This is a genomic window from Roseomonas sp. CCTCC AB2023176 (assembly GCF_042259275.1).
In the GTDB taxonomy this organism is placed as follows: Bacteria; Pseudomonadota; Alphaproteobacteria; order Acetobacterales; family Acetobacteraceae; genus Roseomonas.
Map to the genome: position 1 here is coordinate 4129469 of NZ_CP170086.1, position 25760 is coordinate 4155228.

The 25760-nt window shown below is 72.1% G+C and carries 22 protein-coding genes and 4 pseudogenes; 11 read left to right on the plus strand and 15 right to left on the minus strand.

All coding sequences use genetic code 11. The features are described from left to right. Positions 1–96 precede the first annotated feature (96 nt). Positions 97–933, plus strand: a complete 837-nt coding sequence (locus ACE7GA_RS20670) for a hypothetical protein (RefSeq protein WP_376090872.1) — start codon at positions 97–99, stop codon at positions 931–933. Between the two features lie 61 nt (positions 934–994). Here ACE7GA_RS20670 and ACE7GA_RS20675 read toward each other — a convergent pair whose 3' ends face one another. From ACE7GA_RS20675 to ACE7GA_RS20690, 4 genes and pseudogenes are all read right to left on the minus strand, one after another. Further along, entirely contained in the window at positions 995–1750 is a 756-nt protein-coding gene (locus ACE7GA_RS20675) for an SDR family oxidoreductase (RefSeq protein ID WP_376090875.1), read from the minus strand. A gap of 16 nt (positions 1751–1766) precedes the next feature. Continuing rightward, positions 1767–2252 carry a 3-hydroxyacyl-CoA dehydrogenase family protein gene (locus ACE7GA_RS20680; RefSeq protein WP_376100425.1) on the minus strand — a complete coding sequence of 162 codons (486 nt, stop codon included), beginning with the start codon at positions 2250–2252 and terminating at the stop codon, positions 1767–1769. 6 nt (positions 2253–2258) lie between these two features. Further along, a pseudogene (locus tag ACE7GA_RS20685) lies at positions 2259–2730 on the minus strand (3-hydroxyacyl-CoA dehydrogenase NAD-binding domain-containing protein); the annotation flags it as partial. A gap of 159 nt (positions 2731–2889) precedes the next feature. Then, positions 2890–3279, minus strand: coding sequence for a DUF2059 domain-containing protein (locus ACE7GA_RS20690; protein WP_376090878.1), 390 nt, complete (start codon positions 3277–3279; stop codon positions 2890–2892). A 234-nt stretch (positions 3280–3513) separates the two neighbouring features. Between ACE7GA_RS20690 and ACE7GA_RS20695 the strand changes: the two genes are divergently transcribed. Beyond that, positions 3514–5853, plus strand: a complete 2340-nt coding sequence (locus tag ACE7GA_RS20695; RefSeq protein ID WP_376090881.1) for a xanthine dehydrogenase family protein molybdopterin-binding subunit — start codon at positions 3514–3516, stop codon at positions 5851–5853. 66 nt (positions 5854–5919) lie between these two features. Here the strand turns inward: ACE7GA_RS20695 and ACE7GA_RS20700 are convergent, their stop codons facing one another. The 9 genes and pseudogenes from ACE7GA_RS20700 to ACE7GA_RS20740 form a co-directional block, all read right to left on the minus strand. Continuing rightward, the gene (locus tag ACE7GA_RS20700; protein WP_376090884.1) at positions 5920–7371 is read right to left on the minus strand and encodes a dihydroorotase family protein; all 1452 of its coding nucleotides are present in this window, start codon (positions 7369–7371) and stop codon (positions 5920–5922) included. Further along, positions 7359–8141, minus strand: a complete 783-nt coding sequence (locus tag ACE7GA_RS20705; RefSeq protein ID WP_376090887.1) for an SDR family NAD(P)-dependent oxidoreductase — start codon at positions 8139–8141, stop codon at positions 7359–7361. Before ACE7GA_RS20705 ends, ACE7GA_RS20700 begins: the two co-directional genes overlap by 13 nt. Before the next feature lie 5 nt (positions 8142–8146). Continuing rightward, positions 8147–9646 carry an amidohydrolase family protein gene (locus ACE7GA_RS20710; protein WP_376090890.1) on the minus strand — a complete coding sequence of 500 codons (1500 nt, stop codon included), beginning with the start codon at positions 9644–9646 and terminating at the stop codon, positions 8147–8149. A 189-nt stretch (positions 9647–9835) separates the two neighbouring features. After that, complete coding sequence (locus ACE7GA_RS20715; RefSeq protein ID WP_376090893.1) at positions 9836–10252, minus strand: hypothetical protein; 417 nt, start codon at positions 10250–10252, stop codon at positions 9836–9838. Between the two features lie 618 nt (positions 10253–10870). Next, a complete protein-coding gene (locus ACE7GA_RS20720) occupies positions 10871–11893 on the minus strand; it encodes an ABC transporter substrate-binding protein (RefSeq protein WP_376090896.1) in 1023 nt (340 codons plus the stop codon). 66 nt (positions 11894–11959) lie between these two features. After that, a complete protein-coding gene (locus tag ACE7GA_RS20725) occupies positions 11960–12832 on the minus strand; it encodes a transglutaminase N-terminal domain-containing protein (RefSeq protein WP_376090899.1) in 873 nt (290 codons plus the stop codon). Beyond that, a complete protein-coding gene (locus ACE7GA_RS20730; RefSeq protein WP_376100428.1) occupies positions 12829–13953 on the minus strand; it encodes an alpha-E domain-containing protein in 1125 nt (374 codons plus the stop codon). Before ACE7GA_RS20730 ends, ACE7GA_RS20725 begins: the two co-directional genes overlap by 4 nt. Positions 13954–14187: 234 nt before the next feature. Next, positions 14188–15134: pseudogene (locus ACE7GA_RS20735) on the minus strand (circularly permuted type 2 ATP-grasp protein); the annotation flags it as partial. Then, positions 15131–15964 (minus strand): transglutaminase N-terminal domain-containing protein, encoded by an 834-nt coding sequence (locus ACE7GA_RS20740; protein ID WP_376090902.1) that lies wholly within the window; start codon positions 15962–15964, stop codon positions 15131–15133. The gene ACE7GA_RS20740 and the pseudogene ACE7GA_RS20735, both read right to left, overlap by 4 nt. Positions 15965–16078: 114 nt before the next feature. On the opposite strand from ACE7GA_RS20740, the pseudogene ACE7GA_RS20745 reads away from it, so the two are divergent. The 6 genes and pseudogenes from ACE7GA_RS20745 to ACE7GA_RS20770 all read left to right on the plus strand — a co-directional run. Beyond that, a pseudogene (locus ACE7GA_RS20745) lies at positions 16079–16210 on the plus strand (crossover junction endodeoxyribonuclease RuvC); the annotation flags it as partial. 99 nt (positions 16211–16309) lie between these two features. Next, the gene (locus ACE7GA_RS20750) at positions 16310–17314 is read left to right on the plus strand and encodes an ABC transporter substrate-binding protein (protein WP_376100431.1); all 1005 of its coding nucleotides are present in this window, start codon (positions 16310–16312) and stop codon (positions 17312–17314) included. Between the two features lie 4 nt (positions 17315–17318). Then, complete coding sequence (locus ACE7GA_RS20755) at positions 17319–18101, plus strand: ABC transporter ATP-binding protein (RefSeq protein WP_376090905.1); 783 nt, start codon at positions 17319–17321, stop codon at positions 18099–18101. Between the two features lie 2 nt (positions 18102–18103). Continuing rightward, complete coding sequence (locus tag ACE7GA_RS20760; RefSeq protein ID WP_376090907.1) at positions 18104–18952, plus strand: ABC transporter permease; 849 nt, start codon at positions 18104–18106, stop codon at positions 18950–18952. Then, on the plus strand, positions 18952–20286 hold the full coding sequence (locus ACE7GA_RS20765) for a cytosine deaminase (protein ID WP_376090910.1): 1335 nt from the start codon (positions 18952–18954) through the stop codon (positions 20284–20286). Before ACE7GA_RS20760 ends, ACE7GA_RS20765 begins: the two co-directional genes overlap by 1 nt. Positions 20287–20314: 28 nt before the next feature. Continuing rightward, positions 20315–21442: a DUF1176 domain-containing protein gene (locus ACE7GA_RS20770; protein ID WP_376090913.1), complete on the plus strand. Its 1128-nt coding sequence runs from the start codon at positions 20315–20317 to the stop codon at positions 21440–21442. Here ACE7GA_RS20770 and ACE7GA_RS20775 read toward each other — a convergent pair whose 3' ends face one another. Further along, positions 21443–22036 carry an NAD(P)H-dependent oxidoreductase gene (locus ACE7GA_RS20775; protein WP_376090916.1) on the minus strand — a complete coding sequence of 198 codons (594 nt, stop codon included), beginning with the start codon at positions 22034–22036 and terminating at the stop codon, positions 21443–21445. Positions 22037–22086: 50 nt separating this feature from the next. Between ACE7GA_RS20775 and ACE7GA_RS20780 the strand changes: the two genes are divergently transcribed. The 3 genes from ACE7GA_RS20780 to ACE7GA_RS20790 all read left to right on the plus strand — a co-directional run bounded on the left by ACE7GA_RS20780 (position 22087) and on the right by ACE7GA_RS20790 (position 23643). After that, a complete protein-coding gene (locus tag ACE7GA_RS20780; RefSeq protein ID WP_376090919.1) occupies positions 22087–22596 on the plus strand; it encodes a cupin domain-containing protein in 510 nt (169 codons plus the stop codon). Beyond that, a complete protein-coding gene (locus ACE7GA_RS20785; RefSeq protein WP_376090922.1) occupies positions 22593–23174 on the plus strand; it encodes an NAD(P)H-dependent oxidoreductase in 582 nt (193 codons plus the stop codon). Before ACE7GA_RS20780 ends, ACE7GA_RS20785 begins: the two co-directional genes overlap by 4 nt. A gap of 100 nt (positions 23175–23274) precedes the next feature. After that, on the plus strand, positions 23275–23643 hold the full coding sequence (locus ACE7GA_RS20790; protein ID WP_376090925.1) for a hypothetical protein: 369 nt from the start codon (positions 23275–23277) through the stop codon (positions 23641–23643). 255 nt (positions 23644–23898) lie between these two features. Here the strand turns inward: ACE7GA_RS20790 and ACE7GA_RS20795 are convergent. Continuing rightward, positions 23899–25712 (minus strand): annotated as a pseudogene (locus ACE7GA_RS20795) (ABC-F family ATP-binding cassette domain-containing protein). Between the last annotated feature and the right edge of the window lie 48 nt (positions 25713–25760).

The following is a 25760-nucleotide window of genomic DNA, read 5'->3' on the forward strand; positions in this document are numbered from 1 at the left end:
CAGTTGTTGCAGCTCGTCCACCCGCCGGGGCAAACTTCGCGGGCCGGACGTCCGTCCGGCTTCAGGGAACGGCGGGCATGGCAGCCACCGCAAGCGATGGCGCGACGACAGTCAGCGATCCAGACCTTCGCCTGCCCTCTGGGGCGGCTCGAGCGGCAGCCCCCCCTGTCAATCCTCACGCTGGACGTCACGCTGCGCGAGCCGGCGATCCTTCACGGAACCATCCCCGTCCGCGCCCTCATGCTCTGGTCCCCGCAGCCGGCGCCGATCCGTCTGAACCTTGACCACCCGGTCTTCCTAAAGACCTTCGTCTTCACGAGCGACCTCTACGCCGCGATCACGCGCGGCGGGACCGCCGGCACCTTGGCCGCACGGCTGACCGAGTACCTCGTCGTGCGGAACGCGTACCTCCACTACGGGGCGCGGGACGACCAGACGGCCGCGACATTGCTGAAGCGTTGGGTCGAGCGCGGTGAGGCCCTCGCAGCGGCGGGCGTCGACGGCGCGTCCTACGTCTACGGCGTCGACCCCGCGCTGACGGCCGAACTCCGGCGCGTGGCGTCGCTCGATCCGGGCACGCCGAGCTGGGACACGATGCTCCGACACGGTCCGTCCCTGACATCGCGTCCGCTCCCCAACAAGTTCGTCGCGGCGGCGGATCGCGTGCGCCTGGCGGACTGGTCCCTCTATGCCCTCATCTCCCAGGCCCGCTTCCGGGCGGGGGGACGCCAATCCGCGGCCTGCGCGCTGGTCGGTCAGTTCGCCAGCCAATGGAGGAGTTACACAGCCCTCGAACGTGGGCTGGTGACGGAGATCTGGCGGCTGGACCCGAACTGGCTGACGCGAGACGTGACGGCCGCTGGTCTCGCCGGGTGCGACGAAGCATCGCCGGCCATTGCCCTGGCGCCGGAACCGCGGCCTTCCATGCCGTAAACCGGCCGGGCGATCCCCTCCGACGTGGGGCAGGCGTCAGCGGAGCCGTGTCCGGTCCGCCCTACCCCCGCCCGACGAAGGGCATCTTCGTCGCCATGATCGTCATGAACTGCACGTTCGCATCCAGCGGCAGCGACGCCATCTGCGCCACCGCCCGGCCGACCAGCGCGACATCCATCCGCGGCTCGACCATCGTCGTCCCGTTCGCCTGGGGCACGCCCCGCGTCATCCGGTCCGTCATCTCCGTCGCCGCGTTGCCGATATCGATCTGCCCGCAGGCGATGTCGTGCTTGCGCCCATCGAGCGAAAGGGACTTCGTCAGCCCCGTCACGGCGTGCTTCGTCGCGGTGTAGGGCGCGCTCCCCGGTCGCGGCGCATGCGCGGAAATCGAGCCGTTGTTGATGATCCGCCCGCCCTTCGGCGACTGGTTCTTCATCTGCCGGTACGCCGCCTGCGCGCAGAAGAAGGTCCCGTTCAGGTTCGCCGCGACGACGCCCGCCCAGTCCTCCGGCGTGATCTCGTCAAAATCCACCGACGGCGATCCGCGCCCCGCATTGTTGAACAGCAGGTCCACGCGCCCGAAATGCCCGGCCACCGCCGCGAAGGCTGCATCCACCGCCGCGCGGTCCCCGACATCCGCCGACGCCACGAAGCAGTGCGGACCGGACTCACCGGCCCGTCGCACCGTCTCGTCCAACGCGTCGCGACGCCGCCCGACGAGCGCAACGTTCCACCCGTCATCCAGCAGCGCCAGCGCCGCCGCGCGCCCGATTCCTGACCCCGCGCCCGTGACGACAGCGACCTTCACATCGGCCATGTCCGCTTCCCCATGCCTATGGCGTCGAAGCCTGCGGCGGGGCAGGAGCCCTGTCCAGCGCGCCACGGTCCCGTGCATCGAGATGCACGCGGAGCGCCGCAAGCCGCCCGTCCCGCCAGCGCATCTTCGCCTCGGCATCGGCCGTGGGCGTCCACTCAGCCATCACGGTCGCCAGCGCCTCGTCCGAAAACACCTCCGGCCGCGCGGGATCGCGCGGGATCAGTTCCAGGAAGCCGCGGAACCGCGCGACGTAGTCCGGGATCCCACCCGGCGCGTTAAGTTCGATCGTCTCGAACGGCCCCATGAAGGCCCAGCGCAGCCCCAGCCCGCGCGTCATCGTCACGTCGAGGTCGGCCGGCGACACCACGCCTTCCGATACCAGCCGGAACGCCTCCGCCAGCAGGGCCGCCTGCAGCCGGTTCAGCACGAACCCGTCCACCTCCCGCCGGATGATCACCGGCGCCTGCCCGACGCGTGCGTAGATCGCCCGCGCCCGCTCCACGATGGCCGGATCGGTCCAGGGCGCCCCCGACAACTCCACCAGCGGCACCAGGTGCGGCGGATTGACCGGATGCGCGACGAGGCAACGCGCCCGCCCCGCCACCCCCTCGCTCCACGCCGAACACCGCAGCGCCGAGGTCGAGGACGCCAGCGGCACCCCCGGCGCCGTCACCCGATCCAGCGCCGCGAAGAGGTCCCGCTTCACCTCCAGCCGCTCCGGCCCGTTCTCCTGCACCAGCGCGACGCCGGCGACGGCCTCCCCCATCGTCGCGTGCACGGTCACCCGGGCCGCCGCGCGCCGGATCGTCGCAGAGCCCCGCCGCCGCGAGGTCGTGCAAACCCGTCCGGCACAGCTCCCGCGCCCGCTCCGCCACGCCCTCCACCGGGTCCCAGAGCCGCGCGCCCCATCCGGCCCGGGCGAAGACCATCGCCCAGGCCCGCCCGACCAGCCCCGTGCCGATGATCGCGGCGCTATCCATCCCAGCCTCCCTCGCACGGGGAGGAGTCTTCCCGACCGCGCCGGGCCGGTCGAGGGGCCCGCCCAGCCGTTCGGAACGCGGCCGCGTCCGTCAGCACGCAGGGCGACCCACGCGCGAGGCGCGGCCCCGTCGCCACCCCGCGCTTACAGCCCTACCCTGTCAGACCTGGATCCCCCGCTGCCGCAACGCGTCGCGGTTCTTGGAGATCGTATCCTGCAGGATCTGCGGCAGGATCCGCTGCGCCAGCGCCTGCGTCTCCGCCGTCATCTGCGGCATCAGCGCGAGCGACTTGCGCCCAAGCGGCGTGTCGTAGAAGGCCACCATCTGCCGCAGTTCCTCCGCCGTGAAGTAGCGCGCCCAGATATCGGCGATTCCTGTCATCATCTGCGGCGTCGCGGCCCGCAGCGCGGGCATGATGACCTCCCCCACCGCCGCCTCGGCCTGCTGGGGGTTCGCGCGTCCGGCCTGCTGCATCTGCTGCACCAGCCCGGGCCGCAGCGCCTGGATCGTCTGCTCCATCAGCCCGCCCATGTTGAGCGCCTGGATCACCCGCTCCGCCTCCGCCCGCGCCGCCGGGTCCACGGCGGCCGCAGGCGGGGAGGGGGTGCGGTTTGCGCGAGCGCCGGCGCACCCGCGACGCCGACGACGAGAAGGAGGGCCGAAAGGCTGCCGCGGATCATGCGTGGTCCTGGATTCTGTTGCTGCGCCCGCCTCGGGCCGGCGGGTCACTCGCCGCCGCCGCCAGCGGGCGCTACCCTCTAGCCCGCGTCAGGAGGTTCCGGAGTGAACAAGTTCGGCATCGGTCAGCCCGTTCGTCGGCGCGAGGACCCCCGCCTCCTGACCGGCCGCGGCCGCTACACCGACGACTTCGACCCGCCGGGCTGCGCGCAGGCCGTCATCCTCCGCTCGCCGCACGCCCACGCCCGCATCCTCTCGATCAAGACGGACGCCGCGCGCGCTGCACCTGGCGCGCTCGCCGTTCTGACTGGCCAAGACGCCGACGCGGACGGCATCGGCCCCATCGGCGCGACCCTTGTCGTGAAGGGCCGCGACGCGCCGATGTTCAACCCGCCCCGGAAGATCCTCCAAACGGACGTCGTCCGCTACGTCGGCGACCCCGTCGCGCTGGTCGTCGCCGAAACGCGCCAGCAGGCGCTCGACGCGGCCGAGCTGGTCGAGGTGGACTACGACCCGCTCCCCGCCGTGACCGACACCGCCGCCGCGGCGGAACCCGGCGCGCCCATCCTGCACGAAGGCCGCCCCGACAACGTCGCCGTCACCTGGGAGAACGGCCTGCGTGACGAGGTGGACGCGGCCTTCTCGACGGCCCACCGCACCGTCGCCGTCGAACTGATCAACAACCGCATGGTCCCCAGCCCCATGGAGCCCCGCGTGGCGCTGGGCGAATGGGACGAGGCCAAGGCTCGCTACGTCTTCACCGGCCCCACCCAAGGCGTCTTCCGCGTACGCGAGGGCCTGGCCAAGATCGCCCTCAAGGTCCCGGAAGACGCCCTCCGCATCATATCCCCCGACGTCGGCGGCGGCTTCGGCGTCCGCGGCAAACTCATGCCCGAGAACGTCATGGTTCTGTGGGCCGCGCGCCGTCTCAAGCGCCCCGTCAAGTGGCTCGCCGGCCGAACCGAGACCTTCCAGTCCGACCCGCATGGCCGCGACCAGGTCACCCGCGCCGAGATGGCGCTCGATGCCGGTGCGCGCTGCCTCGCCGTCCGCATCCGCACCGTCGCCGGCCTCGGCGCGTACATCCAGGACTTCGGCGCCCGTGTGCCGACCGAAGCCGGCGGCCGCGTCATGGGCACGGTCTATGCCTGCACCCTGATCAACAACGAGGTCCGCTGCGTCCTGACCAACACCGTCCCGACCGACTCCTTCCGCGGCGCCGGGCGACCCGAGACCGCCTACGTGATGGAACGACTCTTCGACCAGGCTGCGCTCGCGACCGGTCTCCCGCGCGACGAGGTCCGTCGCCGCAACTACATCCGCCCGGACCAGATGCCGTTCCGCAACGTCGTCGGGAACCTCATCGACAGCGGCCGCTTCGCCGAGACGCAGGACAAGGCCCTGGCGCTCGCGGACTGGCAGGGCTTACCCGCCCGCCGCGCCGAATCCGCCCGCCGCGGCAAGCTGCGTGGCATCGGTCTCGGCTACTTCGTCGAAGCCTCCGGCGGCGGCCCCATGGAATGGGCGCGCGTGGCGATGATGGACGACGGCACCGCCGAACTCCGCGTCGGCACCTTCAGCCATGGCCAGGGCCACGAGACCGCCTTCTCCCAGATCGTCGCCCAGACCCTCGGCATCCCTCTCGAGAGCATCCGCTTCGTCCAGGGCGACACCGACCTGATCGAGAAGGGCGGCGGCACCGGCGGCTCCCGCTCCTCCTCCATGGGCGGAACCGCGACGCTTCGCGCCGGCACCGCCGTGCTCGACAAGGCACGCCGCATCGCCGCCAACCTCCTCGAAGCCGCGCCCGAGGATATCGAGCTGGCCGACGGCCGCTTCACCATCGCCGGCACCGACCGCGCGGTGGACTGGCCCCGGATCATCGCCGTCGCAAAGGACCCGGCCGCGTTGCCGGAGGGCGAAAGTCCAGGGCTCGACGAGGCCGTCACCTACACCCGCAACGTCGAATGCAATTTCCCCAATGGCTGCCACGTCGCGGAGGTCGAGGTGGACCCCGAAACCGGCACCGTCACCCTCGTCGCCTATGCCGCCGTGGACGATGTGGGCAACGTCATCAACCCGCTCCTCGTCCACGGCCAGATGCATGGCGGCATCCTCACCGGCATCGGCCAGGCCCTCCTCGAGGAATCCCGCTACGACCCCGACAGCGGTCAGTTCCTCACCGCCACCTACATGGACTACGCGCTCCCCCGCGCCGCCGACGCCCCCGACCTGCGTCTTGGCTTCAACGTCGTCCCCACCCCCACCAACGACCTCGGCGCCAAGGGGGCAGGGGAGGGCGGCGCCTGCGGCGCTCCGCCGGCCATCGTCTCCGCCGTCTGCGACGCGATCGGCGTCGCCCACCTCGACATGCCCCTCACGCCCGAAAAGGTCTGGCGCGCGATCCGGGTGAAGCGGGTGGAAGAACGGATCGCGGCGGAATAGCGCCGACCTGACGGCACGAAGGCCCGCGCCCGGCGGACATCGTCCCGGCCCGCGACAGGGCTCGCGCTATCCGGCGATCGGCATATGCCCGGGACGCAGGATCGCCTCCGTCGTCGTCCCGAGGTTCCGCGGCGCCGGCGGCGGCATCTCCGGCCGTTCCATCCGCCCCCATTCCGCCGCGTCGCCGACGACGCCGTCCCGCATCACCACGCGTCCCCGCACCACCGTCGCGACGGGCGTGCCCACCGTCCGCATCCCCTCGAACGGCGTGAACCGGCTGCGGACGGACTGCAGCTCCGCCCCCCGGATGACGCCTTCCTTCGATGGATCGACCACCGCCATATCCGCATCCGCCCCCGGCTGGATCACGCCCTTCCGCGGGTACAGCCCGAAGGCCCGCGCCGGCGCCGCCCCGGCCGCCCGTACGTAGGCCTCCATCGTCATCCGCCCCTGCGACACCAGGGTGAGCATCAATCGCATGGAGGTCTCCACCCCCGGGAATCCGCAGGCATTGTCCCAGATCGAAGGCCGGGAAACCTCCTCCACCGCATGCGGCGCATGATCCGTCGCGATCGCGTCGATGACCCCGTCGCGCAGCGCTGCCAGCAGCGCGTCCCGCTGCGCCCCCTCCCGGATCGGCGGGTTCAGCCGCCCGATCCCCGCCATCTCGCCGGTGAGGTCCTCCGCCGCGAGCATCACGTATTGCGGGCAGGTCTCCACCGTGATCGGCACCCCCCGCGCCTTCGCCGCGACGATGTACGGGATGGACCGCGCACAGGACTCATGGACGATATGGATCCGCGCCCCCGTCCATTCCGACAGCGTGATGCACCGGTTCAGGCTCTCGATCGCGACGATGTCCGCGCGCGCGCACCAATGCGCGTAGTCGTCGTCCCGCCCGGCCTCCCGCATCCTCCGTTCCCGCCAGAACAGCATCGGCGAGTTCTCCGCGTGGATCGAACACCGGTGTCCCCGCCGCGCCAGGATCTCGAACGCCTCCAGCACGGCCCCGTCATTCGGCGCCGGCAGGTTCCCCGTCGTGTTCCCGTAGAACAGCTTGAACCCGATCACCCCCGCATTCATCAGCGGCTCCAGGTTGCCGATCGTCCGCTCGTCCACGAGCCCGTAGAGCCCGAAGTTCACGTGCGCCTGCCGCTCGGCAGCGTCCCGCTTCATCGCCAGCGCCTCGAGCGTCCAGGTCGGCGGATCGGTATTCGGCATGTCGAACACCGTCGTCACCCCGCCCGCGGCGGCGGCGCGCGTCCCCGTCGTCCAGTCCTCCTTGTGCGTCATGCCGGGCTCACGGATGTGCACGTGCACGTCGATCGCGCCGGGGATGACGAACTGCCCGCGCGCATCCAGCACTTCCCGCGCCGCCGGCGCGAAGGCGGGATGCCCGACATAGGCGATCACCCCGTCGCGCACGGCGACGTCCGCTGCGAACCGCCCGGTCTCGTTCACGACCGTCCCGCCGGAGATCAGCAGGTCCGCGACGGCATCCGGCATCAGATCACCCATCCCCCATCCACCGCGAGATCCTGCCCCGTCACCTGCCGCGACAGGTCGGAAGCCAGGAACAGCACGGCCCCAGCCACGTCTGTATCGGTGCTGATCCGCCGCAGCGCGTAGTCCTGCGAATAGACCTCCCGCGCCTCGTCCGGCGTGATCCCGAGCCGCCGCGACATCTCGGCCCGTACCCCCTCGAAGCGCGGCCCCTCCACCATCCCCGGACAGACACAGTTCACGTTGACGTCGTGCGGTCCCAGCTCCAGCGCAGCCGACTTCGTGATCCCCCGCAGCCCCCACTTGCTCGCCGAATAGGCCGCCCGCCCGGCCTTCCCGCGCAGCCCGAAGGTCCCGCCGACATTCACGATCTTGCCCCCGCCCGCCGCGATCATCGCCGGCGCGAAGGCCCGCATCGTCAGGAAGCACCCCGTCACGTTAAGGTCGAGGATCGCCCGGAACTCCTCCGGCGTCGTCTCCCAGAACGTCTTCCCGAGCGGCCCCGTCCCGCCCGCGATGTTCACCAGCACGTCGCAGCGCCCGAAATCGCGCAGCACGCCGTCCCGCATCGCGTCCACCGCGCCGACGTCGGTGATGTCGCAGGCATAGACTTCGGCACGCCGCCCCTTCGCCCGGGCCTGCTCCATCACCGGTCCGATCGCCGCGGTGTCCCGCCCCACCAGCGCCAGGTCCGCCCCGTGATCCGCGAGCAGCAGCGTCGCGGCGGCCCCCATCCCCTTCGCCGGCCCGGTGACGACGGCGACCTTCCCCTGCAGCAACTCCATCGCCGTCACTCCGCCAGCAGCCGCTTCGCCCGCGTGAACCGCCCCGCCAGGGCCCGGCAATGACACGCCACATGCGGCGCCACCGCCTCGCACCAGCGCCGCACCTCCGCATTGACCTCGCGCAGCATCGAAGCGGCTTCGTTCGCCTCCCGCGCCAGCCTCGCCTCGTCCACGCCGAGCACGCGCCGGTCCCGCAGCTTCCACGCCCCGCCCACCATCACGTCGAGCACCGCCGACCCGTCCTCCGTCCACACCAACTGGTTGGCCGCGTCGTTCAGCGGCGCCCAGTTCACGTGCGACAGGTCGAGGAACACCAGGTCCGCCAGCCTCCCCGCCTCGATCACCCCGGTCTCCAGCCCCAGCAGCGCCGCCGACCCCGCCGTCGCCAGCCGCACGGTCTCCGCCGTCCCCAGCCAGTCTTCCTCCTCCGCCCCGTCCCACAGGCGCGAGGCGAAGGCCGCCAGCCGCATCGCCTCGAACATGTTCTGATTGTCGGAGGACGACGACCCGTCCGTCCCGATACCGACGCTCACCCCGGCCCGGATCGCCTTCCGCGCCGGCGCGATTCCGGAGGCCAGGCGCATGTTCGCCCCGGGATTGTGCGACAATCCCCCACCGAGCTCCGCCAGCAGCGCCAGGTCGTCGTCCGTCAGCCAGACCCCGTGCGCGACGGAAAACTGCGGCCCCACGCACCCCATCGCATCCATGTGCCGCAGCAGCGTCGTCCCGTAGCGCTCCTCCCCGGCGCCGGCCTGGAACCGCGCCTCCGCCACGTGGCTCTGCATCGGCAGCCCGAACTCGGCGGCCGTCCGCGCGCAGCCCCGCAGGAAGTCATCCGACCCGTGCAGCGGGATCGTCGGGGCGATCCCCAGCCGAACCTCGTCCTGCGGGAAGGGCCAGGACCGCGCGACCTCGCTCACCTTGGCGAGAATCGCGTCCGGAGACGCCATCCGCATCGACTCCGCCCGCACCCGGTCGCCCGCCGGCAGCGCATCCAGCAGTCCGGGGATCGCCTGGAAGAAGGTCAGATCCGCGATCATCGGCGCCACGACGGCCCGCACACCCACGGCCCGGTACGCCTCGCCAACGGCGAAGATCCCCCCCTCCGTCGGGCCGGGAAACTCCGCCGGCAGGTCGAAGGCCGCCGTGCACCCCTTCTTCAGCATCTCCACCGCCGACAGGGTCGCGGAGAGCCGCTTCTCCTCCGTCCCCCGCGCCCCGCTGATCCACGGCGCATGCGCCAGCAGCGCGGATAGGTCCCACTTGTCGCCGACGCCCTTCGACAGCCCGCCATGCGCGTGGGTATGCCCGTTCACGAGCCCCGGGATGACGAGTCGCCCCGACGCATCGTGCCGCGCCGCGTCCTCAGGCCCCTCGCCGGGTGGCAGCACCGCCGCGATCCGACCGTCCTTCACGAGCAGGTCGCGGTGCGGCGCCGAGAGCGCATCCAGCGCGAGAACCCGCGCCCCCGTGATCAACAGACGGTCGTTCTTCCTGGCTTCCATGGGCGCGCAGCCTGCAAGCCCGCCGCGGCCCTGCCTAGCCCTGCCGAGCACCGCCGCCGGATCACGCCCGCCGGCGGAAGATCCCGGGAGCCGGCCCGGGACTCCCCTCCCTCGCGGCACCGCCGCTTCGCCACACCGCCGAGCCGGGACGACCGCGACCAGGCCGCCCGGCGAGCGACGGCCGGCGCGCTACTGCACGAAGTGGCAGGCGAAGCGGATCGTTTGTCCCACCAGCGCCGGCGTCGGCGCGCCCGCCCCGCCCGGGTTGTTCGTCTGCACCGAGAAGATGACCACGTCCTTCTGCTCATAGGCGTTCAGGTCAAGGCGCCCCATCGGCCGCAGGATGGTGAAGTTCCCGATCCGCTGCATCTGCAGCAGCGTCGCGCTGATGCGCCGACGCTGCGGGTCGGTGTTCTGGAACTGCCCGTGATACTGCACCGTCGCCGTCGATCCGTTGGACAGCACGTTGGAATAGAAGGAATTCGCGACAAGGTTGCCGTCGCAGTACCGCGCCGACTGCGCCGACGCCGGCGCGGCGGCGAAGGCCGCGGCGATGACCGCGGCGGCTCCGGCCATCGTGGCGGTGCGCTTGGTCTGGGCGAACATCTGTCTTCTCCTCGAACCGCGCCGCATGCTGCGGGGCGTGGGAGGAACCTACGGCCACCCGCGGCCCCACTCCATGCGACGCATCCTCACGCCGCGATAGGCAAGGCACATGGGGGCGGGCCGCCACGTCCCGATCGCGGACGCCATTGGCGGGTTACGCCCTTTCACCCGTTCAGCCACAACAATGGCAGCATCCGGCATGGCTGGCCGAAGCGCCCGATTTCGGTTGACGCGGAGACCCAATCGGTCTAGGATTATTTACCACAGGACCGAGATGACCGACGCGGGGCGGCAGAAAGGAGGCACCGTGATGACAGTCTTCCCCGCAGCCGATACCCGTCGGATCAGCCGTCCGTCCCGGGCCCGATCTGCCCTGATAGGTTCACCCGCCCTCGCCGCCCCGGCGCAAAGGTCTTTTGTCCGAAGGCGTCCGAGCCCTGCGAACGACGCGGGGTGCGGACGATCACGGCCCAGACCGAGCCGTTTGTCCGAAAGCCGCCGGACGGACCATGATGGCGCCCGCCCCGGCGGCCGCCCGCTCCGTCGGGGCCGCCCGATCTTTTGTCCGAACCCTTCGCAGCCGGCCCGAACCTCGGGCCGCCTGCCAGGACCTACGTCCTACGCGACCCGACGATCGCTCGCCGGCGGCAGGAACCGGTCGGTGAACATCTCCGCCGGGTTCGGCGGGTTGGTGACCCCGTACGCCTCGGCGTTCACCCGCACCAACGTCGCCGACCGCGCCGCATCCAGCACGCCCGTCCCGCCGGACCGCACCGCCGGCGTCAGGATTCCGCGGTCCCGCGTCATGAACCAGCGCCGCTTCTCCAGCGGCTCGTCGAACAGCGCCTCGCGCCGCTTCAGCGCGGCCATCGCTGCGTCCGGCTCGGCCATCAGCAGCTTCAGCCCCTCGATGGAAGCCTTCACGAAGGCCGCGGCCTGCTGCTGGTTCCGCTCCAGCCACTCGGCGCGCGCGACGATCGCGGAGCCGTAGATGTCCAGCCCGTTCTCGGCATACGGCCACGCCACGATGTCCTCCTCGCGCGCGCCGACGCCGACGAGGTTGAAGTGCACGGTGAAGAGGAACCCCGTCACCGCATCCACCTGGTTCTGGAACAGCATGGTGTCCCGCAGGTTCGGCGCCATTGACGTCCAGCGCACCTGCGACGCGTCCACGTTGTTCGCCCGCGCGAAGGCCGGGAACAGCATCCGGCTCGCCTCGCCCTCCGGCGCCCCGAGACGCTTGCCGACCACGCCCTGCGGCGAGGTGATCCCGGAACGCCGCGTCGTGACGAGCGCCGCCGCGGTCCGGTCGAGCACCTGATAGATGGAGACGAGGCGCTTGTCCGGGTTCTCCGCGTTGAACTTCACCATCGTGGAGGGATCGGTGTACCCCAGGTCGTACGCCCCCGACGCCACCTTTACCGCCGTGTCGCCGGACCCGAAACCGCGGTCCATCCGCACCGCCAGCCCCTCGCGCCGGAACACGCCGCGGTCCTCGGCGAGGGCAAACATCCCGTGGTTCCCCTGCAGCGCCCAGTCCAGGCAGAAGCGGACCGGCGCCTGGGCGTGGGCCTCGCGGACAATGTGCGGCGCGGCCAGCAGCCCGGCGCCTGCGGCAAGAACGGTACGACGCGTGATCATGGGTCTCTCCCCGTGGAACGGCCGCGGCATAGCACGGATCACGCCAGCGTCATCCGCCCGGGGCGTTCAGGCCGCCGTCGCCTCCGCCGGCTCCATGTCCACGGAGACGCTCACCGTGTGCCGCCCTCCGCCGAGGATCACCCCACGCAGCGGTGACACGTCCCCGAAGTCGCGCCCCCACCCCAACGTTACATGCTCATCGGCCACGAGGATCGCGTTCGTCGGGTCGATGTCCACCCAACCCGCCTCCGGCCCGGCCCAGGCCGCCACCCAGGCATGCGACTGGTCCACCCCGAGCCGCCGCACGCCGCCCGGCGGCGGCCGCGTGCGGATGGTCCCCGACACGTACCGCGCGGGCACGCCGAGCATCCGCAGCCCGGTGATGAGCAGGTGCGCGAAATCCTGGCACACGCCGGCACGGCGCCGGAGCACATCTGCGACCGGCGTCGAGACGGTGGTCGCACCGGGACGGAAGGTCAGCCCGTCCCGGAAGCGCCGGGCGACCTCCTGCAACGCCTCCCCGACCGGCCTGCCGGAGGGGAAGCAGGCGGCGATATGGTCGCGCGCCCCCGCCACGGCGGGCAGCAAAGGGCTTTCGAAGAGGAACTCCGCTAGGTCCGCCTCCCGCCGCGCCAGCGCCGCCACGTCTTCCCATCCCGGCGTTGCCGCAGGCAGGGATGGACGCGGCTCCACGGCGACGTCGTACTCCGCCGTGACCGAGAAGCGCGTATGCGGCCGGTCCATCGTCAGCCAGGTCGCACGGTTGCCGAAGTGGTCCGTCCCGTCCTCCCGCCGCGCCGGTGCCGGATCGGCCACCAGCGCCGCACGCCGAACCGCCTGCCGCGGCAGGTCACGCGGCAGGAGGTGGAGAAGGTGCATCGCCATCTCCACCGGCTCCGAATACGCGTACGACGTGACGTGCCGCACCCGCCAGTTCACGCTGCACCCCGCACCGCCTCGGCCGTATCCACCCCCAGCCGCTGCGGCGCGGCGAGCAGCGTGAAGTACCGCCGTCCCACCCCGTCCGATAGGTCCGACACCGCTTCCTCCAGCGCCAGCAGCCGCTTCGAAAGCGCGACTGCAGCCACCGCGCCATCGCCGGCGCCGACCACCTCCGCCGCCATCGCCTCCGCGGCCTCCCGAAGCGCACCCGCCGTTCCGGAGAGGACCGCGTCGCCCGCGCCCTCCACCTGCGACAGCAGCGATTCCGCCGCCGCCAGCTGAAACGCCAGCCCGCGGGGATTAGCCGGATCGGCAATCACCAGATCCAGTGACGGCGCGGGCTGCAGCACGTGCAGGTACCGGTTGCGGTACGTGATGACGGAATCGCACAGCTCCAGCGCCAGCGTCAGCCCGCTCTCAACGCGGGACGGCGGTTCCGCCAGCACCTGTCCGAGCATCCCAGCGACGCAGGCCGCCCGTTCCATCCGGCGCCCGAGGTCGAGGAAAGCATGCGCCCCACCGCGCACCATGTTCTCCGCCGCGACCCCCGCCACGCCCGATGCGTATCGCACCAGCAACCCGAGCGCCGCCGCCAGCCCGGCTTCCGTCCGCGCGACGCGCAGTGCCGCCCGCGCCTCGCGCAGCGGGCCGGTGAAGGCCGCGTGCATGTCGTTCGTCAGGCGATCGCGCGAGGCCTCGACGAGCCGGGAGACCTCGTCGGTCAGCCGGATCAACTGCCCGCCCGGCTCCGATGCGCGGCGGAGCGCGGCGCGCAGCCCCGCCTCCTCCGTGCCATCCTCGGCGCGCAGGATCTTCGATTCGAGCAGGCACCGTGACAGCGCCCGCAGTTCCGCCGCGTCGCGCGGCAGCATCGGCGCGCGTTCCAGACGCGCGATCGTCGCGCGCATCATCCGCGCCGCGTCGTCCAGACGTTCCACGTACCGGCCGAGCCAGAACAGGTTGTCCGCGACGCGGGACGGCAGGTCGCCCGCCGTGCGCCGGATCGCGAGCGCCGGCAGGCGTAGCGCGCCGGGGCCGCGGATCTCCGCCCGTTCCTCCGCCAGAACCCAGACGTCCTTCGCCCCGCCGCCCACCACGCGCGCAAGACCGCCGGGCATCGCGCACCAGGCCGCGCCGTCATGGATGAGGAAGAAGCGCAGCGTCACCGCCCGCGGCTCCAGTCCGTCCTCCCCGAGCGACGGCGCGAGGGAGCGTGCCGGTGCCGCGACCGTCGCGCGCAGCCGCGGGTCGTCCGGCGGTTCCGCCCGCGGGTCGGCGGCATGCCGCGTGCCGTCCGGCGCCGGCCACGTCACCGCGGCGGAGGGGATCAGCAGGTCGTCACGCAGCAGCCGCCGGCAAAGGTCGGGCAGGAAGGCGGGCAAGGCCGGCGCCTCGACCAGTTCCGCGCCGGGATGGTTCAGCACGGCGACGCGCCTGTGCCGCCAGGAGTCGAGCAGCCCCGCGACCCCCGCGACGGGTCGCCCCCATCCTCCAGCGGGTCGAGCGCGCGGCCCGGCACGCGTCGCAGCAGGACGCGGATCGGCCGCAACCCGCGCAGGGTCTTCAGGAACACGGCACCACCGCGCACCGTCAGGTCGCCCGGCTCCGCGAGCGTGAGCGACAGTTCGCGCGCGAGCGTCACGTGTTCCGCCCATGCGGGATGCGCGACGCCGGGGGTGAGCAGCGCGACGCCGTCCTCACCCGCCGCGCACTGCAGCACATCGCGCCACGCATCGGTGAAGGGGCGCAGCGGCCGCACGCCCACGGCACGCAGTGCCTCCGGCAGCGCGCGGGACAGGTGGGCGCGCAGGTTCAGCGCGCGCGCCAGGCCTTCCCCGTCGCCGATCGCGTCATGGGTGACTTGCCACTGTCCATCCGGACCGCGCGCGAGGTCGAAGGCTGCGTGGTGCAGGTACCGCCCGACGCGCGCGCCGCGGCAGGGGCGCAGGAAGCCGGGGTTCGCGAAGACGAGTTCCGGCGGCAGGGCGCCGTCACGCAGCAGGTGGGCCGGCCCGTAGAGGTCGGCCAGGACGGCTTCCAGCAGCGTCGCACGCTGGGCCAGGGCCGCCGCGAGCGTCGCGAACTCCGACGCGGAGAGCACCAACGGGATGAGGTCCACCAGGGCCGCGCCGCTGCCACCAGCGGCCGTGCCTTCCTCCGCGACCGCGCGGGCCAGGATCTGTGCCCGCTCCGCCAGCGCTCCTTGCGGCAGGCTGGCGAGGCCGCCGAGGAGGGCCCGCCAGTGTGGCCGCACTCGCCCGTGGCCGTCCACCATCTCGTCCACCGCCACCCCGTTCATCCCGGAGGCGTCTCGAGGCGGATCGAGGCGGAGAACGCGACGCCGCAGGCCTCATGCGTGCCGGTGACGGGCGCCGCGCGCCGCGGGTCGGCGGCGGCCGAGAGCGGCAGATGATTCTCCGCCGCGAGCAGGCCGGAGGTCGGGTCGAAGCCCACCCACCCCGCGCCGGGCAGGAAGGCCTCGGCCCAGGCGTGCAGTTCCGCCGTGCCTTCATCGGGGTCGAGGAGGTAGCCGGAACAGAAGCGTGCCGCGATGCCCAGCGCGCGCATCGCGTGCACCAGCACCCAGCCCGTGTCGCGGCAGGAACCTTCGCCGCGGGTCAAGGTCTCCTCGACCGGCCAGACACCCTGTTCGTCGCGGCGGATATAGCGCACTTCCGTCGCGATGCGGCGGGCGAGGGCGATGAGCATGGGCACCGTGCCGGCGGGGCCGTCCGGCAGCTTTGCGGCGAGGCCTGGCCCGGGTCCCTCGACGGCGAGGCAGGGTGCGAGTTCCGCGCGAAGCAGCGGGTCGTAGTCGAAGGGCCAGCGCTCCGCCCCGCCTTCCAGCACGAAGTCGAACGGGTTGACCGGGCGCAGTTCCGCCTCAAGCCGCGCGGTGATCTCGAAGTGGTCCACGCGGCCTTCGAAGAGCACCCGCGACTCGACGCCGCCCTGCGGGTCGCGGCCCTCGCGGAGGACGTGGTTGGCGGGGGCGACGGTCAGCGCGTGGGAGAGGATGCGCGCCGGCGCATGCGGCGCCGGCGTCAGGCGGAGCGTCTGTTGCCCCAGGAAGACCGGCCGGTCGTAGCGATAGGTCGTCACGTGGGTGATGGAGACGGCGCGGGACATGGGCGGGCGGGGTGCCTTTCCGGCGGGGGGCGCAGCATAGCCCCGCGGTCCCGCGGCGATAGAGCCGGGGTGAAAGGCACCTCCACGCCGCGGCACCGGCCTTACTGCGCCATCCAGGTCCAGGACATGGTGCGCCGCCTGCTGCCCGGCCAGGTCATCCGGCGAGCCGACGCGGCCGATGCGCTGGCCGTCGCGATCTGCCACGCGCACCGTGGCACCGGGCTGTGCCGTGGCACCGGCCTTGCTAAGCTTCGGCCGGGGGATGGCTGGCGCGGCACCCCGCCGCCATGGCATTGCTGCGTCGCTTTGACCGGAGAGGGGCCCATGGCCGGAACACGGTATCGGATGGAACGTCGCGCGCTGCTGGCGGGGGGCACTGCCTCCCTGGCCCTCGCGGCCGTGCCCGGCGCGCGGGTGAAGGCGCAGTCCTCGCTCGACCGGGTGTCCTTCCAGACGAACTGGCGCGCCCAGGCAGAGCATGGCGGCTACTACCAGGCCGTCGCCAACGGCATCTACCGCCGCCACGGGATCGAGTGCGACCTGCGCACCGGCGGGCCGCAGCAGAACCCGGCGCAGCTTCTGCTCGCAGGACGCGTGGACATGATCATGTCCAACGGGTTCCAGGCGCTGAACTACGTCCGCGAGGGCCTGCCCTTCCTCACGATCGGCGCGATGTTCCAGAAGGACCCGCAGATCCTGATGACCCACGAGGGCAACGGGATCAACTCGTTCGAGGACATGCGCGGCAAGCCCGTGCTGATCGGCGCCGCTGGGCGCGTGACCTACTGGCCTTTCCTGCGCCGCAAGTTCGGCTTCGAGGACAGCCAGATCCGCCCCTACACCTTCAACATCCAGCCTTTCATGGCGGACCGGATGGCGATCCAGCAGGGCTTCGTCTCCTCCGAGCCTTTCGCGGCGATGGAGGCGGGCGCGCGTCCGAAGGTCTTCCTCATCGCCGATGCGGGCTACGACGCCTACAACACGACGGTGGACATCTCGGCGCGAATGGTCGCCGAGAAGAAGGACGTCGTGCAGCGCTTCATCAACGCGACGATCGAGGGCTGGACCGAATACATGGCGGGCCGGAACGTCGAGGCGGCGAACACGCAGATCAAGCGCGACAACCCCGAGATGACGGACGCCAAGATCGCCTTCGCCGTGCAGGCGATGAACGCGCAGGGGATCGTGCGGAGCGGGGAGGCGGTGAACCTCGGCATCGGCGCGATGACGGACACGAAGTGGCAGTCCTTCTACGAGGGCATGCGCGACGCGGGCGTCTATCCGGCGGGGATGGATTACAAGAAGGCCTATTCGCTGGAATTCGTGAACAAGCGGGTCGGCGTTGCCTGAGGGCGTGACGGCGCCCCTGACCGAGGTTCCGTCCACGAGCGGCCGCGCGGTCGCGGTGCTGGAGGGGGTTGCCAAGCGCTTCCCCAGCGGCACGCTGGCGGTGCGGGGCGTCAACCTCTCGATCCGGCAGGGGGAGTTCGTCTCGCTGCTCGGGCCCTCGGGCTGCGGCAAGTCCACGGTGCTGCGGATGATCGCGGGCCTGATCGCGCCGAGCGAGGGGCGAATCAGCGTCGATGCGCCGCAGACGGGCGAGGTCGGCTTCGTCTTCCAGGAGCCGACCCTCATGCCCTGGTCCACCGCCATTGCGAACGTCATGCTGCCGCTGCGGCTGGCGGGCATCCCGAAGGCAGAGGCGCGGGAACGCGCTGCGGAAGCGCTCGCGAGCGTCGGGCTGTCCGGCTTCGAGCGGTCCTTCCCCCGCGCGCTCTCGGGTGGGATGAAGATGCGGGTGTCCATCGCCCGCGCCCTGGTGACGCGGCCCCGGCTGCTGCTGATGGACGAGCCCTTCGCGGCGCTGGACGAGATCACGCGCCACAGGCTGAACAACGACCTTCTCGCGCTCTGGGACCGGCAGCGTTTCACGACGATCTTCGTGACCCATTCGGTCTTCGAGAGCGTGTACCTGTCCGAGCGCATCGTCGTCATGGCTGCGCGTCCCGGAAGGGTCTTCGACGACCTCCGCGTGAACGCGCCGCGCCATCGCGACGAGGCGTTCCGCACCTCCGCCGAATATGCCGCGCTCTGCCGCGAGGCGTCCGAGGCCCTGAACGGAGCGATGGCGGCGTGAGCGTGACCGAGACTTCGCACGCGGCCGTCGCCGGCCCCGTCCGCGCGCCGCGGCTACGGCTGATGGATGCCGGCGTGCTGCGCGTCCTCGCGCCGCTGGTGATCGGTATCGTCTTCCTCGGCGCGTGGGAGGCGGTGGTGCGGATCAAGGGCATCCCGCCCTACATCCTTCCCGGGCCGATCCTCGTCGCGCAGACCCTGGTGCGCGACTGGGGGACACTGTCGCCCTCCCTCTGGGTGACGCTGAAGATCACCTTCGCCGCGCTGGTCGTTGCGGCGACGGCGGGGCTGGCGCTTTCGATCCTCTTCGCACAGTCGCGAATCATCGAGCTGTCGCTGTTCCCCTACGCCGTCATCCTCCAGGTCACGCCGATCGTCGCGATCGCGCCGCTGATCATCATTTGGGTGAACGACGTCGCGATCTCCCTCCTGATCTGCGCCTGGATCGTGGCCTTCTTCCCCATCCTATCGAACACGACGCTCGGGCTGAACTCGGCGGACCACAACCTCGTGGACCTGTTCCGGCTCTACCGGGCCTCGCGCTGGCAGGTGCTGACCCGGCTGCGGTTGCCGGCGGCGATGCCCTATTTCCTCGCGGGCCTGCGGATTTCCGGCGGGCTGGCGCTGATCGGAGCGATCGTGGCGGAGTTCGTGGCGGGCACCGGCGGCACGGCCTCGGGGCTGGCCTACCGCATCCTGGAAGCCGGGTACCAGCTGCAGATCCCCCGGATGTTCGCGGCGCTCGTCCTCGTCTCCGGCACCGGCGTCGCGATCTTCCTCGCGATGTCCCTCCTCTCCCACCTGCTGCTTCGTTCATGGCATGAGAGCGCCCTGGCGAAAGAGGGCTCCTGATGTTGCGTGACTCCATCCCGGCCTACGGCCCGTACTGGCTACGGGACGCCCGGGTCCATTCGGCCTTCCTGACGGAGATGCCGGGCCCGCGTGACGCGGAAGGCCTCTGCCGCGTGGACATCCAGGTGGATGACGGCCGGATCGCCGGGATCGAGCCGGAGGGCACGGCGCCGGAAGAAGGCGTGCATGTCCAGATGCGCGGCGGCCAGGTCTGGCCGGGGCTCGTCGACGCGCATACCCACCTGGACAAGGGCCATATCTGGCCGCGTACCTCCAACCCCGACGGCACCTTCGGCGGCGCCATCAACGCCGTCATGAGCGACCGCGGGGCGAACTGGTCGGAGGAGGACATCCGGGCGCGATTCGAATGGGGGCTGCGGGCGTCGTTCCACCACGGCACGGTCGCGATCCGGACCCATCTCGACAGCTACCTGCCGCATGGGCGTAACGCCTGGCGCGTCTTCCGGCGGCTCCGGGACGAATGGGCGGGGCGGATCACGCTCCAGGCCTCGTCCATCGCGCCCCTGGACCGCTTCCAGGGCGACGAGGGGGAGGAACTGGCGGACCTCGTCGCGGCGAATGGCGGCGTGCTGGGGATGGTGACGCGGCTGACGGGCGGGCTTCACGACGACCTGCCGTCGGACTTCCAGCCCATGCTCGACCGCTTCTTCCAGCTGGCGGAGGACCGCGGGCTGGAGATGGACCTGCACGTGGACGAGTCCGGCGACAGCGGCGCCCGGGCGCTGCGGGAGATCGCGCTGACGGCGCAGCGGCGCGGGTTCAAGAAGCCGGTTCAGGTGGGGCATTGCTGCTCCCTCTCGCTCCAGCCCGAGGCCTTTGCGCGGGAGACGATCAAGGCAGTGGCGGATGCCGGGCTGTCCGTCGTCGTCCTGCCGATGTGCAACATGTACCTGCAGGGGCGCGCGGCCGGCCGGACTCCGCGCTGGCGGGGCGTAACGCTGGTGCATGAGATGCGCGCGGCGGGCGTCCGTGTCTCCGTCGCTTCCGATAACTGCCGCGACCCGTTCTACGCCTACGGCGACCACGACATGCTCGAGGTGTACCGGGAGAGCACGCGCATCCTGCAGCTCGACCACCCGATCGGGGACTGGCCCGCCGCCGCGGCGCGCCGCCCGGCCGATGCCATGGGCCTGCGGGAACACGGGCGCATCGCCGTCAACAACGCGGCGGACCTGATCCTCCTGAACGGGCGCTTCATGACCGAAGTCCTGTCCCGCCCGAACACGGACCGGGTCGTGATCCGCAACGGGCGGACCGTTGACTCGGCGCTTCCCGATTGGCGGGAACTGGACACCGTGGTCGGGATGGCCTGATCGCCGGCGCGTCGGCATGGTGCGCGCGATGCGCTTCCTGATGTTCGGCCTGATCCTGGCTCCCATCGCGGCTTTCGCACAGGGCCCGGCCCGGGACCTGCCCTACCGGACCTTCGGCAATTGGCTCGTCGGCTGCGACAACACCGGCGCCTGCGCCGCGCTGGTGCTGCCGGAAGGGGAGGGCCCGGGGCGGGTCTACCTGCGGATCGCGCGGGGCGGGGCGGGGGCGGACCTGCCGGAGGTCTCGATCGTGCCGGTGGGCGGCGGGGCCCCGGCCGGTGGATGGCGGCTCTCGGTGGACGGCGGCACGGCCGTCGGGCCGCTCGCGCCGCGTCCAGGCGACCAGACCGGCCGCGCGCCGATCACCGCGAGGGACTTCGGCACGCTCCTGCCCGGGCTGCGCGACGGGGCACGGCTGAGCATCGAGGCCACGGGCCGGGCCGTCGCCGCGATGGACATCCGCGGCGGCGGCGCCGCGCTGCGCTGGATGGACGAACGGCAAGGGCGGAACCGGACGACGACGGCGCTCGTCGCGCGGGGGCCGGGGGCGCCGCCGGCGTCGGACGGTGCGGTGCCGAAGGTGCCGATCCCCGCGCCGGCGCCGCAGGATCGGCTGCCGCGGCCGCCCGGCGTCAACGCGGCGGGGACGGACGCGAGTTGCGAGGCGCAGGGCGGCGGCTTGCCGCCCGGCGCGGCGGGGCGCGTGACCGGCGCCACGGTCGGGAACCCGCCGCCGCCGGTGGTGCGGCTGGCGGGCGGGGCCTTCCTCTACGCCTATCCCTGCGCGCGTGGGGCGCAGGGTCCGACCTCCCTGACGATGGTGACGAACCGCGAGGGGCGGGCACCGCGCCGCGTGCAGTTCCCGCGCCCGGGCGGTGCCGTCGCGACGCCCGCCAACCTGTCCTACGCGCCGGAGAGCGGGCAGTTCGGGCAGTCCGTCCGCACTGCCCGCGACTGCGGGGAGGAAAACCGCTGGGCCTGGGACGGGCTGCGCTTCCGGCTGCTGTCCTGGACCGCCATGCCCCTGTGCCGGGGGGTGAACGAGGCGGATTGGCTCGTGCTGCACCGGGCCGAGCCAGATCCGGCCGAGGTCCCGCCGCCGCCGGATCCGCCGCAGCGGCAGGCCCGCCATGGGCAAGGCCGGCCGCACCGCTGATCACCAGCGGGCGAAGGCGGTCCGAACCTCGGCGAGGAAGGCGTCGCATTCCCTCCGTGTGCGGGCGTCCATGCGGGTGAGGGAGTGCCAGTCGAGCCGGCAGCCCTTCGCGCAGAGCCGCCGCAGGCCGCGGCCGATGAGCTTCCGGTCGGGATGGCCGATGAACCACAGCAGCCAGCGGGGCGAGCCGTAGGTCGTCACGACGGCGACGCGGCGGATGTTGCGCAGGCCCGGTGTGATCGCGGCCTTGCTCCCCGGGGCCCCGAGGTGGAAGGCGAGGCCGGGGGCCCAGACCTTGTCGAACCAGCCCTTCAGCATCGCGGGCATGCCGTACCACCAGGTCGCGTACACCAGGACGAGCGCTTCGGCCCGGCGCAGCGACTCGGCATGATCCTCGAGGCCCGCGAGGTTGCCGGGGACGTCGTAGTAGCGGCCGCGTTCATCGGCAGACAGGACGGGGTCGAATCCCTCGGCGTGAAGGTCGCGGAACTCCACGTCGTGGCCCCCAGCTTGCAGGGCTTCGCGGACCGTCCGGGCGAGGGCGGCGTTGAAGGAATCGGGGCGGGGGTGCGAGTGGACGAGCAGGACGCGCATGGTCGCATGATGCCGTGCCGGGCGACGTGCCGGGAAGGAGTGTGACGCCGATGACCGAAGCCGCATCCCAGCCGATGGCCGATTACGGACCGGGGACCGTGCTGAAGCGTGCGACGGAGCTGCGGGCCTTCCGCATCGCGCCGAGCGACACGAACTACTTTGCCCTGCTGCTGGACCCGATCGCGGAGGGCGTGACCTTCACCCTCGTCGTCGAGATCTTCGCGCCGGGCGGGGCGACTCCGCCCAACAGCCACGCCGCGGCGCACGAGGTGTTCTTCGTGCTGCGGGGGGAGGGGGTGGCAATCTCGGATGGGCAGCGGGTCTCGATCGCCGCGGGCGATACGCTCCTGCTTCCGCCGGGCTCGGTGCACGTCGTGGAAAACACGGGGCCGGGCAAGCTGTACTGCCTGACGATGATGCAGCCGAACGAGGGCTTCGCGGAGCTGACCCGTGCCGGCACGCCCGTCGATCTGGATGAGGAGGACGTGGCGGTGCTGACGGGGGCCCTGGTGAAGGGGGCCCCGCTGAAGGGGGCGCTGCGTTCGGGAGGGAAGGCTTGAGGGTCCTCTACCTCTACGCCCATCCGCTGGAGGACAGTTTCCACGCGGCCATCCGGGACGCCGCGCTGGCCGGGCTGCGCGAGGCGGGGCACGACGTCGATCTCTGCGACCTCTACGCCGAGGGCTTCGATCCCGTGCTGCGCGCGGAGCACCGCCGCATCTACCACGACGAGGCGGCCATCCGGGAACCCGTCGCGTGCTACGTGCACCGGCTGATGCGGGCGGAGGCGATCGTCCTCTCCTATCCCACCTGGTGCTTCGGGCTGCCGGCCATCCTCAAGGGCTTCTTCGACCGGGTCTTCATCCCCGGGGTGTCGTTCACGCTGAGCGAAGGCGTCGCGCGTCCGGCGCTGACGCATATCCGCAGGATCGCGGGCATCTCGACCTATGGCCGGCCGCGCTGGACAGCGATCCTGATGGGCGATCCGCCCCGCAAATCCGTCACGCGCTACCTGCGGATGCTGACGGGCGGCCGGGCGAGGGCGTCCTACACCGCGCTCTACGACATGAACCGTGCCGACGCCGCGCGACGCACGGCCTTCCTGGCGGAGGTCGGGCGGCGCATGCGCGCCTTCTGAACCGGGCGCCCCGTACCGCGTTAGCGCGGCCGGGCCCCTGCGGCCGGCTCCGTGCGGCCGGTCACCCCACCGGGCCCATGCCAGGGAAGGCCCGCCCGCCATGCGCTTCATTCCGACCCGGATCCACGGCGTCCTCGACTACGGCACGGGGGTGCTGCTCATCGCGCTGCCCTGGCTGTCGGGCTTCGCGGACGGCACGGCCGCACAATGGGTCCCCGTCCTCCTCGGCGCCGGCGCGATCGCCTACTCGCTCCTCACGGACTACGAGCTGGGCGTGGCGCCGGTGATCCCCATGCCGGTCCACCTGGCGCTCGACGGGGGCAGCGGGATCCTGCTGGCGGCGTCGCCATGGCTGTTCGGCTTCGCGGACCGGGTCTGGGCGCCGCACCTCATCCTCGGGCTGTTCGAGATCGGGGCCTCGCTCCTGACGGTCACCGTGTCACGCCGCGGGCCGGCCGTGCGGACCTGAGGCCGGTTTGGGCCGGTCGTTGCTTGGGGCGCTCCCTCACCGGTCCGGGCGGACCGGCCCCGGCCTGTCCTGGTCGGGACCGACCCTGCGCTGGCCGCTGCCAGCATGACCGATGCGAGGTGTTCGCCCGTCTGCTCGGCGGATCGGTCGGGTTCGGCCCGTCCTGCACCGGCTCGCAGCGGGTTCGAAGGGGCGCGATCAGAGGGCTTGGCGACGTGCCGGCGCCGGATGGGCTGCCCCGCCCCGACGGGCGGGTCAGGCGCCGAGTTCCTCGCGGCGCATCTCGAGCTCGAGCCACCGCTCCTCGGCGGCGGCGAGCGCGGCCTGCTTCTGGCCGAGCAGCGAGGATGCCGCGGCGAAGCGCGCGGGGTCCCGGTCGTAGAGGTCGGCGTCGCCGAGCATCTCGCCGAGACGCGCGATCTCGGCGGAAAGCCGCTCCATGTCGGCCGGAAGGGTCCGGAGGGCCTGCAGCTCGGCCATCGTCAGGCGCGGCGCTGGCGGGGTGGTCGTGGCGGCGGACAGGCCCGGCGGCGGGGCCGTGCGGCGTGGCGCCGGCGCCAGACCCCTCGCCGCGCGCACGCCGTGGCCGCGCTGCGCCACCATGTCGGAGTAGCCGCCCGCGTATTCCTGCCAGCGCCCGTCCCCCTCCGACGCGATGACACTCGTCACGGTGCGGTCGAGGAAGTCGCGGTCGTGGCTGACGACGATCACCGTCCCCGCATAGTCCGCGACGAGTTCCTGCAGCAGGTCGAGGGTCTCGAGGTCGAGGTCGTTCGTCGGCTCGTCGAGGACGAGGAGGTTGCTCGGGCGCGCGAGGGCGCGGGCGAGCAGGAGCCGGGCGCGCTCGCCCCCGAGAGGGCGGAGACAGGGGTGCGCGCCTGCTCCGGCGGGAAGAGGAAGTCGGCCATGTAGCCGACGACGTGGCGCGGCGCGCCGCCGACATGGACCATGTCGCCGCGGCCCTCGGTCAGCGTGGCCGCGACGGTGAGCGATTCGTCGAGGGAGGCGCGGCGCTGGTCGAGCGTGACCATCTCCAGCCCCGTGCCGAGGCGGACCTCGCCCGAATCCGGGGCGAGGGCGCCCGTCAGGATGTTCAGCAGCGTCGTCTTGCCCGCGCCGTTCGGGCCGACGATGCCGATGCGGTCGCCGCGCAGGATGCGGGTGGAGAAGTCATGGACGAGCGGGTGGGCGCCGTAGGCCTTGGTGACCCGCTCGGCGGCCGCGACGAGGGTGCCGGAGCCGCCGGCCTCGGACGCCTCCATCCGGACGGTCCCCGTCGGGCCACGCCGCTGGCGACGCCGTTCGCGCAGGGACTGGAGTTCGCCGACGCGGCGCATGTTGCGCTTGCGGCGGGCGGAGACGCCATGGCGAAGCCAATGCTCCTCCCGCGCGATCTTGCGGGTGAGCTTGTGGGCGTCGCGTTCCTCCGCCTCCAGGACCTCGTCGCGCCAGGCCTCGAAATGGGCGAAGCCCTGCTCCAGCCGCCGGGTGCCGCCCCTGTCCAGCCAGACGGTGGCGCGGGAGAGCGATTCGAGAAATCGCCGGTCGTGGCTGATGAGCACGAGGGCCGAGCGAAGCGCGGCGATCTCCGCCTCGAGCCATTCGATCGCGGGGAGGTCGAGGTGGTTCGTCGGCTCGTCGAGGAGGAGGATGTCGGGCGAGGGGGCGAGGACGCGGGCGAGCGCCGCGCGCTTCGCCTCGCCACCGGACAAGTGTGCGGGCGACTCCTCGCCGGTCAGCCCGAGGTCGGCCAGCAGGCGCTGGGCGCGATGCGGATCGTCACCGGGGCCGAGACCCGAGGCGACGTAGGAGAAGGTGTCGGCGTGGCCTGCGAGGTCCGGATCCTGCGGCAGGTAGCGGATCGTGGCGCCGGGCTGGACGAAGCGCGTCCCACCGTCCGGCGCGAAGAGGCCCGCGGCGATCCGGAGGAGGCTCGACTTGCCCGACCCGTTCCGTCCGACGAGGGCGACGCGGTCGCCGGCCGAGACGGAGAGCTCCGCGTCCTCGAGCAGGGCGACGGTGCCGAAGGTCCTGCGGACGTCCCGGAGGAAAAGGAGCGGGGGAGGCATGGGCGGGGAGTAACGCGGGGAGTGGGCGCCGAACATCCGTGTTGACGG